This window comes from Bacteroides xylanisolvens XB1A, assembly GCF_000210075.1.
GTDB lineage: Bacteria > Bacteroidota > Bacteroidia > Bacteroidales > Bacteroidaceae > Bacteroides > Bacteroides xylanisolvens.
This window is the reverse complement of sequence record NC_021017.1, coordinates 859,290-869,020: the sequence shown is the minus strand read 5'-3', so window position 1 is coordinate 869,020 and position 9,731 is coordinate 859,290. Positions and strand designations below refer to the sequence as shown.

Annotated in this window: 8 protein-coding genes and 2 pseudogenes; all 10 read left to right on the top strand. The window is 41.4% G+C overall.

Features of this window, described 5'->3' with window-relative positions:
- Nucleotides 1-67 precede the first annotated feature (67 nt).
- Nucleotides 68-709 (top strand): NADH:ubiquinone reductase (Na(+)-transporting) subunit D, encoded by a 642-nt coding sequence (locus tag BXY_RS03555; RefSeq protein WP_004300389.1) that lies wholly within the window; start codon nt 68-70, stop codon nt 707-709.
- 110 nt (nt 710-819) lie between these two features.
- The gene (nqrE, locus tag BXY_RS03550; RefSeq protein WP_004315904.1) at nt 820-1,446 is read left to right on the top strand and encodes an NADH:ubiquinone reductase (Na(+)-transporting) subunit E; all 627 of its coding nucleotides are present in this window, start codon (nt 820-822) and stop codon (nt 1,444-1,446) included.
- A gap of 18 nt (nt 1,447-1,464) precedes the next feature.
- Complete coding sequence (nqrF, locus tag BXY_RS03545) at nt 1,465-2,739, top strand: NADH:ubiquinone reductase (Na(+)-transporting) subunit F (protein WP_008022130.1); 1,275 nt, start codon at nt 1,465-1,467, stop codon at nt 2,737-2,739.
- A 250-nt stretch (nt 2,740-2,989) separates the two neighbouring features.
- Complete coding sequence (locus BXY_RS03540; RefSeq protein WP_004306317.1) at nt 2,990-3,169, top strand: hypothetical protein; 180 nt, start codon at nt 2,990-2,992, stop codon at nt 3,167-3,169.
- A 46-nt stretch (nt 3,170-3,215) separates the two neighbouring features.
- Complete coding sequence (locus BXY_RS03535; protein WP_008022131.1) at nt 3,216-4,550, top strand: DEAD/DEAH box helicase; 1,335 nt, start codon at nt 3,216-3,218, stop codon at nt 4,548-4,550.
- Between the two features lie 431 nt (nt 4,551-4,981).
- Nucleotides 4,982-6,048 (top strand): annotated as a pseudogene (serC, locus tag BXY_RS03530) (3-phosphoserine/phosphohydroxythreonine transaminase).
- 107 nt (nt 6,049-6,155) lie between these two features.
- Nucleotides 6,156-7,076: an NAD(P)-dependent oxidoreductase gene (locus BXY_RS03525; protein WP_015531234.1), complete on the top strand. Its 921-nt coding sequence runs from the start codon at nt 6,156-6,158 to the stop codon at nt 7,074-7,076.
- 88 nt (nt 7,077-7,164) lie between these two features.
- Nucleotides 7,165-8,412: a DUF1015 domain-containing protein gene (locus BXY_RS03520; protein WP_015531233.1), complete on the top strand. Its 1,248-nt coding sequence runs from the start codon at nt 7,165-7,167 to the stop codon at nt 8,410-8,412.
- A 284-nt stretch (nt 8,413-8,696) separates the two neighbouring features.
- Nucleotides 8,697-9,314, top strand: a complete 618-nt coding sequence (locus BXY_RS03515) for an IMPACT family protein (protein WP_008643833.1) — start codon at nt 8,697-8,699, stop codon at nt 9,312-9,314.
- A gap of 21 nt (nt 9,315-9,335) precedes the next feature.
- Nucleotides 9,336-9,731: pseudogene (locus BXY_RS03510) on the top strand (C39 family peptidase); the annotation flags it as partial.

Below are 9,731 nucleotides of genomic sequence, written 5' to 3'. Positions count from 1 at the left end.
GTTGAAGTCTTGCCTGAATAGTTACTTGAGTTTTTTAACTAAATAATAAGGAGGAGAAAGATAGAATATGGGACAACTGTTTTCAAAGAAAAATAAAGAAGTATTCTCTGCTCCGCTGGGAATTGATAATCCGGTAACCGTACAGGTGCTCGGTATCTGTTCTGCACTTGCTGTTACTGCAAAGCTGGAGCCTGCCATCGTGATGGGACTTTCAGTAACGGTGATTACTGCATTTGCCAACGTTGTTATTTCACTGTTGCGTAAGACGATTCCTAACCGCATCCGCATCATCGTCCAGTTGGTTGTGGTAGCTGCTTTGGTAACTATCGTAAGTGAAATCCTGAAAGCGTTTGCTTACGACGTAAGCGTACAGCTCTCTGTTTATGTAGGTTTGATTATCACCAACTGTATCTTGATGGGACGTCTGGAAGCATTTGCCATGCAGAACGGTCCTTGGGAGTCTTTCTTGGATGGTGTAGGTAATGGTTTAGGCTATGCCAAGATTCTGATTATCGTTGCTTTCTTCCGCGAACTGTTTGGCTCGGGAACATTGCTTGGTTTCAATATCCTGAATTATGAACCGATTCAAAATATCGGATACGTAAACAACGGCTTGATGTTGATGCCGCCGATGGCATTGATTATCGTAGCATGCATTATCTGGTATCAACGTGCACGTCATAAAGAATTGCAAGAACAAAGTAATTAATTATTTCTGATTTCTGAATTATGATTTATGTCTAGCTTTATAGTCATAGTCGCATGATAAGTCTGCTGAATCATAAATTATAAATCATAAATCATAAATCAAAAAGAATTATGGAACATTTATTAAGTTTATTCGTCCGCTCTATCTTTGTGGACAACATGATATTCGCATTCTTCTTGGGTATGTGTTCATACCTGGCTGTTTCGAAGAATGTGAAGACTGCCGTAGGACTGGGGATCGCCGTGACTTTCGTGTTGCTGGTGACGCTTCCGGTCAACTACCTGTTGCAAACTAAGGTGTTGGCTGCCAATGCTATCATTGAAGGTGTCGACCTTAGCTTCTTGAGTTTTATTCTTTTCATTGCCGTAATTGCCGGTATCGTGCAATTGGTGGAGATGGTGGTAGAACGCTTCACTCCGTCACTGTACGCTTCGCTGGGTATCTTCCTGCCGTTGATTGCTGTTAACTGTGCGATCATGGGTGCCTCTCTGTTTATGCAACAACGTATCAATCTGGGTCCGAGTGATCCGAAATACATTGGTGATATTTGGGATGCCCTTTCTTATGCATTAGGCTCTGGTATCGGTTGGTTGCTGGCTATCGTAGGTCTGGCTGCTATCCGCGAGAAAATGGCTTACTCTGACGTACCTGCTCCGTTGAAGGGCTTGGGTATCACATTTATCACAGTAGGTCTGATGGCAATCGCGTTTATGTGTTTCTCTGGTTTGAACATCTAAAAAGAAAGGAATAAGACAATGGATATGAATTTAATATTAGCGAGCATTGGGGTATTCCTTGTGGTTATTCTGTTGCTTGTTGTAATCTTGTTGGTTGCCAAGAATTTCCTGGTGCCGTCAGGAAACGTAAAACTGACAATCAACGGCGAAAAGGAATTGGAAGTGGCTTCCGGTTCTACTTTGTTGAATACGCTGTCTGTAAATGGGATATTCCTGTCATCTGCTTGTGGTGGTAAGGGATCTTGCGGACAGTGCAAATGCCAAGTACTCGAAGGAGGCGGCGAAATTCTGCCTTCTGAGGTTCCTCACTTCAGTCGCAAACAGCAGCAAGACCACTGGCGTCTGGGCTGTCAGGTGAAAGTGAAAGGCGATATGTCAATCAAGATTGACGAATCTGTACTTGGCGTGAAAGAGTGGGAGTGCGAAGTAATCTCCAACAAGAACGTGGCTACATTTATCAAAGAGTTCATCGTTGCTCTGCCTAAAGGCGAACACATGGACTTTATCCCGGGTTCTTACGCACAGATTAAGATTCCTAAATTCTCAATGGACTATGACAAGGACATTGATAAGAGCTTGATTGGTGATGAATATCTTCCTGCATGGGAGAAATTCGGTTTGCTGGGTCTGAAGTGTAAGAACGACGAGGAAACAATCCGTGCTTACTCTATGGCCAACTATCCTGCCGAAGGTGACCGTATCATGTTGACAGTACGTATCGCTACTCCGCCGTTCAAACCGAAAGAACAAGGTCCTGGATTTATGGACGTAATGCCGGGTATCGCTTCTTCTTATATCTTTACCCTGAAACCGGGTGACAAGGTAATAATGAGCGGTCCTTACGGAGACTTCCACCCAATCTTCGATTCTAAGAAGGAAATGATGTGGATTGGTGGTGGTGCCGGTATGGCTCCGTTGCGTGCGCAAATCATGCACTTGACCAAGACATTGCATACTACTGACCGTAAGATGTCTTACTTCTACGGTGCCCGTGCGCTGAACGAAGTGTTCTATCTGGAAGATTTCTTGCAAATCGAAAAGGACTTCCCGAATTTCACTTTCCATTTGGCTCTCGACCGTCCGGACCCTGCTGCTGATGCTGCAGGCGTGAAGTACACTCCGGGATTCGTTCACAACGTAATTTACGAAACTTACCTGAAGAATCACGAAGCTCCTGAAGATATTGAATACTATATGTGTGGTCCTGGTCCGATGTCGAAAGCTGTTGAGAAGATGCTCGACGATCTTGGCGTTCCGGCACAGAACCTGATGTTCGACAACTTCGGAGGATAATTCGCAGAAGAGAACAAACCGGTCGGAACAATGACCGGAAAGGTTACATAAACACAGAGCGGGAAATCTGAAAAGCAGTAATGCTTCTTCGATTTCCCGCTTTTTTTTACTATTATCTCATAATGTCTTTCCGTTATGGTTTGTATCTATTTTATGTCTGTTTTAAAGATAGTTCTCCTTTTTTATCCGTACTTATCTATTATATTCGTATATTTGGCTACACAATAGAATTATTAAAGTACAATAGGTTATGGAATATCATCGTATATCTTTTATTCACAATGATACAGAGTATTCATTTGTCAAAGCTATGAGTTCAAGTTTAACGGGATATGCCTTGGTGACAGCTTGTAGGGCAGAAGTAACCATTTACATGAAAGAGAATAATCTGAAAGGTTATTATATATTGACCGGCATGGCTAAAGTTTGATTGCATTTTTATCTCCGTACTCTTTCCTTTTTGTATCTTTGCCCCCATGTTAGAGAAAAATGAAATTATACAGTCGGCTCTCCGCAATTTGAAGATTGAGGAGCTGAATCCGATGCAGGAAGCATCACTTGAACAAGCTACCGGAAGAAAAGACGTTATACTGTTGTCACCGACAGGATCGGGCAAGACATTGGCTTATCTGTTACCTTTACTCCTTACTCTAAAACCGAACGATGACAGCGTGCAGGTTTTGATTCTCGTTCCTTCGCGTGAGCTGGCCTTACAGATAGATTCTGTATTCAAAGCAATGGGGACTTCCTGGAAAACCTGCTGTTGTTACGGTGGGCATCCTATCGCCGAAGAAAAGAAAAGTATATTGGGCAATCATCCTGCTATCATCATTGGTACTCCGGGACGTATCACCGACCATCTGTCTAAAGGAAATTTCAATCCCGAAACCATTGAAACTTTAATTATCGACGAGTTCGACAAATCGTTGGAGTTTGGTTTCCACGATGAAATGGCAGAGATTATCACCCAGCTTCCGGGATTAAAAAAACGTATGTTGCTTTCAGCTACCGATGCCGAAGAGATTCCCGAATTTACAGGATTGAACCGCACAGTTAAGTTGAACTTCCTTTCGGACGATTCTGAAGAACAAGAGTCGCGCTTGAAATTGATGAAGGTGCTTTCGCCTTCCAAAGATAAGATTGATACTTTATATAACCTGCTTTGTACATTGGGGAGCAGTTCGAGCATTGTGTTTTGTAATCATCGGGATGCGGTGGACCGTGTACATCAGTTATTGGCGGATAAAAAACTACTCGCAGAACGTTTTCATGGTGGTATGGAACAGCCGGACCGTGAACGTGCGCTTTACAAGTTCCGTAATGGCAGTTGTCATGTATTGATTTCTACCGATCTGGCTGCTCGTGGACTGGATATTCCGGAAGTCGGACATATTATCCATTATCATTTGCCGGTCAATGAAGAAGCCTTTACGCACCGCAACGGACGAACAGCACGTTGGGATGCGACCGGAACGTCTTATCTGATTCTTCATACCGAAGAGAAACTTCCTTCTTATATCCCGGAAGAAATGGAGATAGTAGTGTTGCCTGAAAACCCTCCCCGGCCTCCGAAATCGCTCTGGGCTACTATATATATAGGTAAAGGAAAGAAGGAGAAACTTAGTCGGATCGATATTGCCGGATTCTTATATAAAAAAGGAAATCTGACTCGCGAAGATGTCGGAGCGATTGATGTCAAAGAACATTATGCTTTCGTTGCCGTTCGCCGAGCTAAGGTGAAGCAACTCCTGAATCTGATTCAAGGAGAGAAAATAAAAGGAATGAAGACTATTATTGAGGAAGCGAAGTAAAACTCTTTTTTTGTAATATAGAACTCTTAAAGTCCTCTTTTATTATTTACAATCGTCCCTATGTTCACTAGTCATTGAGCATAGGGATGATTACATTATTTCCAAAGATGTTTTACTTTTCACTTCATTTCCCTGTTAATCTAAGCTGAATTCACTGTTGTAGTTTATAAATATTCATTTTTATTGCATTAATCTTTTGTTTTATCATCAATATCTCCGGTTCTATTTCAATCTCGACTTTTATCCCATACTTGACATCTATAGATAACAATATGGTGTATATATCCTGTATAAACCAATAAAAAGAAAGGAAAATCTGCTTTAAAACAGTATTTTTATAAGGAAAGATTTGTGCGATGGGAATAAATTCGTAAATTCGCAAGGTCAAAAGACAAAAGTAACGAAATTGTTAAACCAAAAACAAACTTCAAATGAAAAAGCATAATTTCAATGCAGGACCTTCCATTCTTCCGCGTGAGGTGATAGAGGATACAGCGAAGGCTATTTTAGATTTCAACGGCTCTGGTCTCTCTTTGATGGAAATCAGCCACCGTGCCAAAGACTTCCAACCTGTGGTTGACGAAGCAGAGGCATTATTCAAGGAATTACTCAATATTCCCGAAGGCTATTCGGTACTGTTCCTGGGTGGAGGTGCTAGTATGGAGTTCTGCATGGTTCCTTATAACTTCCTGGAAAAAAAGCTGCTTACCTGAACACTGGTGTGTGGGCTAAGAAAGCAATGAAAGAAGCTAAAGGGTTTGGTGAAGTTGTAGAAGTTGCTTCCTCTGCTGAAGCTACATATACTTATATCCCAAAAGATTACACAATCCCGACAGACGCAGATTATTTCCACATCACTACTAACAACACGATTTACGGTACAGAATTGAAGAAAGACCTCGATTCTCCGGTTCCGATGGTTGCCGATATGTCTTCTGATATTTTCTCACGTCCGATTGACGTTTCTAAATATATCTGTATTTATGGTGGTGCACAAAAGAATCTGGCTCCTGCAGGTGTTACATTCGTTATTGTTAAGAATGATGCTGTAGGTAAGGTTTCTCGTTACATTCCGTCAATGCTGAATTATCAGACACACATTGATAATGGTTCTATGTTCAATACTCCTCCGGTAGTGCCCATCTATGCTGCATTGCTGAACCTTCGTTGGATCAAAGCACAAGGTGGTGTGAAAGAAATGGAACGTCGTGCCATTGAAAAAGCGGATATGTTGTATGCTGAAATCGACCGCAACAAAATGTTCGTGGGTACTGCTGCCAAAGAAGACCGTTCACGCATGAACATCTGTTTCGTGATGGCTCCCGAATACAAAGACCTTGAAGCTGACTTCTTGAAGTTTGCCACTGAAAGAGGTATGGTAGGTATCAAAGGACATCGTTCTGTGGGTGGTTTCCGTGCATCTTGCTACAATGCTTTACCGAAAGAAAGCGTACAAGCTTTGATTGACTGCATGCAGGAATTTGAAAAACTTCATTAATATATTATTTTCACCACAGATTACACGAATTAGCACAGATTCCTAAATTCTATAATCTGTGAGAATCTGCGTAATCTGTGGTGAGTTTTTATAAATAGAATTAAATTATGAAAGTACTTGTAGCTACAGAAAAACCGTTTGCTAAAGTTGCAGTAGACGGCATCCGTAAAGAAATAGAAGCGGCCGGATTCGAGCTTGCTTTACTTGAGAAATATACAGATAAGGCTCAATTGCTGGATGCAGTGAAAGATGCTAATGCTATCATTATCCGTAGTGATATTATTGATGCAGAGGTGCTTGATGCTGCCAAAGAATTGAAAATCGTAGTACGTGCCGGTGCGGGATATGACAACGTTGACTTGGCTGCTGCCACTGCTCACAACGTATGTGTGATGAACACTCCGGGACAAAACTCTAATGCTGTTGCCGAACTTGCTTTGGGTATGATGGTATATGCTGTCCGTAACTTCTATAACGGAACTTCCGGTACAGAATTGATGGGCAAGAAACTGGGTATTCATGCTTATGGAAACGTAGGTCGTAATGTAGCCCGTGTTGCCAAAGGTTTCGGAATGGAAGTGTATGCTTACGACGCATTCTGCCCGAAAGAAGTAATCGAAAAAGATGGTGTGAAAGCACTTGATTCGGCAGAAGAACTGTATAAGACTTGTCAGGTGGTATCTCTTCATATTCCGGCAACTGCCGAAACGAAAAATTCTATCAATTATGCTCTGTTGAAAGATATGCCGAAAGGTGCTATGTTGGTAAACACTGCCCGTAAGGAAGTTATCAACGAAGCAGAACTGATTAAATTGATGGAAGATCGTGCAGATTTCAAATATATCACAGATATTATGCCTGCTGCTAACGCAGAATTTGCAGAGAAATTTGCCGGACGTTATTTCTCAACTCCAAAGAAGATGGGGGCTCAAACTGCTGAAGCAAATATCAATGCCGGTATTGCTGCCGCTCAACAAATTGTAGGCTTCCTGAAAGATGGTTGCGAGAAATTTAGAGTAAACAAATAAGATTCTTTTAGAAATAAGTAGTATATTTGAGCCACAGATTTTCAATAAGTCTGTGGCTTTAATTTTTTACATATAAAATACTAATATCATGGCAATAATTAAACCTTTCAAGGGCATTCGTCCTCCGCAAGACCTCGTAGAACAGGTCGCTTCACGTCCTTATGATGTATTGAATTCAGAAGAAGCCCGCGCAGAAGCGGAAGGTAACGAAAAGTCTCTTTATCATATTATTAAACCGGAAATAGATTTCCCTGTCGGTACGGACGAACACGACGAACAAGTGTATGCTAAAGCTGCCGAGAATTTCCAACTGTTCCAGGATAAAGGCTGGTTGGTGCAGGATAATAAGGAAAATTATTATATCTATGCCCAAACGATGAACGGGAAAACGCAATACGGATTGGTAGTTGGTGCATACGTTCCCGATTATATGAATGGGATTATCAAAAAACATGAGCTTACCCGTCGTGACAAGGAAGAAGACCGTATGAAGCATGTCCGTGTGAACAACGCTAACATCGAACCTGTTTTCTTTGCTTATCCGGATAATGAGAAGTTGGATGTTATTATCAAGAAGTATACGGCAAGCAAGCCTGTTTATGACTTCATCGCTCCGGGGGATGGTTTTGGACATACTTTCTGGATTGTCGATCAAGATGAGGATATTGCTGCTATTACTGCCGAATTTGCTAAAATGCCGGCTCTTTATATTGCCGACGGACATCACCGTTCTGCCGCTGCTGCACTAGTGGGAGCAGAGAAAGCAAAGCAAAATCCGAATCATCGGGGTGATGAAGAATATAATTACTTCATGGCTGTTTGCTTCCCTGCAAACCAGCTAACCATCATCGACTATAATCGTGTAGTGAAAGATCTCAATGGTTTGACTCCCGAGCAATTCCTGGCTGCACTTGATAAAAACTTTATAGTAGAAGAGAAGGGTGCGGATATCTATAAACCATCCGGCTTACATAACTTCTCACTCTATCTGGGTGGTAAATGGTACAGTCTGACAGCCAAAACAGGTACATACAATGATAACGACCCTATTGGCGTGCTTGATGTTACCATCTCTTCCAACCTGATTTTGGATGAAGTTTTGGGTATAAAGGATTTGCGTTCGGACAAGCGTATTGATTTTGTGGGCGGCATCCGTGGATTGGGAGAACTCAAGAAACGTGTGGATAGCGGTGAAATGAAAGTGGCTCTGGCTCTTTATCCCGTATCTATGAAACAATTGATGGATATTGCAGATACAGGTAATATCATGCCACCGAAGACAACTTGGTTTGAACCTAAACTTCGTTCGGGGTTGGTAATTCATAAATTGGATTAGGAAATTCTATCGGATGATGCAAAAAAGACGTTGCTGATGTAAGCTATATCAATAAATGTAACACCCGATTAAGATAAAAAAAATAGTGACGGTATATGCCCGGGATAGTGACGGTATCCTTGTGGTATACTGTCACTATTTTTATTGGATAGCGTCACTATCTTATAGATGAAAATCTGCCAACAAAGATTTTTATATTTCCAGCTACATCTCATCGATAAGTGGAACATTAATATTTCCAAACGATAGATTGACTTTTCTTATTAAAGCCGTATCTTTGCAGCATGACTGCTGAAGATACTTATAAAACCATCATTGAACCTTCCGAAGGTATTTATACGGAAAAACGAAGCAAGTTCATTGCTATAGCCCTTCCTGTGCGTACTCTCGATGAGATAAAAATACATCTTGAAACGTATCAGAAAAAGTATTATGACGCACGACACGTATGTTATGCCTATATGTTGGGAGCTGCACGAAAGGATTTCCGTGCCAATGACAATGGAGAACCTTCCGGAACAGCGGGAAAACCCATTCTCGGACAGATAAATTCAAATGAACTGACGGATATCCTGATTATAGTAGTTCGTTATTTTGGAGGAATCAAGTTAGGGACAAGCGGATTGATCGTGGCTTACAAGGCTGCCGCTGCTGAAGCTATTGCTGCCGCTACAATTATAGAAAAGACAGTAGATGAAGACGTGACGGTAATGTTTGAATATCCTTTCATGAATGACGTGATGCGCATTGTGAAAGAGGAGGAACCGGAAATTCTCAATCAGTCGTATGACATGGATTGTAGTATGACGTTACGTATTCGTCGTTCGATGATGCCTAAATTGCGTGCTCGTTTGGAAAAGGTGGAGACAGCTCGTATTCTTGATGATGAGAATGTATTGTAAGTAAGATATTTAAAATATTGCATGAGAAATAAATATCATATAATTTTCAATTTGTTTTTAAGCTTCTTTGCTTTGATAAGCGTTCAGACGCAAGCACAAGTACAGGAGACTCAAAAGCTCGCTCCTAATAATATCCCTGTTCCGTGGTATTCGCAGAAAATCACGGGATGTCCTTACTCGCATTGCTCTCTGGCTTCTTCGTTAATGGTCTTTGACTACTTTAAAGGCATGACGACCGATACACAACGTACAGCCCAGGATGCAGAAAAGAAACTGATTGAGTATCAGCGTAACTACTTTCTGAAAAAACGTGCCCCTTTCCGTCGTCGTACATCGATAGGGCAGGGAGGATATTATTCTTTTGAAATTGATTCTTTGACACGTTATTATGAAAATATGATAAGTGCCGAACATTTT

Excerpts from the sequence above, each read along its gene's own strand:
- BXY_RS03555 (WP_004300389.1), top strand. The coding sequence starts at position 68 with ATGGGACAACTGTTTTCAAAGAAAAATAAAGAAGTATTCTCTGCTCCG.
- nqrE (WP_004315904.1), top strand. The coding sequence starts at position 820 with ATGGAACATTTATTAAGTTTATTCGTCCGCTCTATCTTTGTGGACAAC.
- nqrF (WP_008022130.1), top strand. The coding sequence starts at position 1,465 with ATGGATATGAATTTAATATTAGCGAGCATTGGGGTATTCCTTGTGGTT.
- BXY_RS03540 (WP_004306317.1), top strand. The coding sequence starts at position 2,990 with ATGGAATATCATCGTATATCTTTTATTCACAATGATACAGAGTATTCA.
- BXY_RS03535 (WP_008022131.1), top strand. The coding sequence starts at position 3,216 with ATGTTAGAGAAAAATGAAATTATACAGTCGGCTCTCCGCAATTTGAAG.
- BXY_RS03525 (WP_015531234.1), top strand. The coding sequence starts at position 6,156 with ATGAAAGTACTTGTAGCTACAGAAAAACCGTTTGCTAAAGTTGCAGTA.
- BXY_RS03520 (WP_015531233.1), top strand. The coding sequence starts at position 7,165 with ATGGCAATAATTAAACCTTTCAAGGGCATTCGTCCTCCGCAAGACCTC.
- BXY_RS03515 (WP_008643833.1), top strand. The coding sequence starts at position 8,697 with ATGACTGCTGAAGATACTTATAAAACCATCATTGAACCTTCCGAAGGT.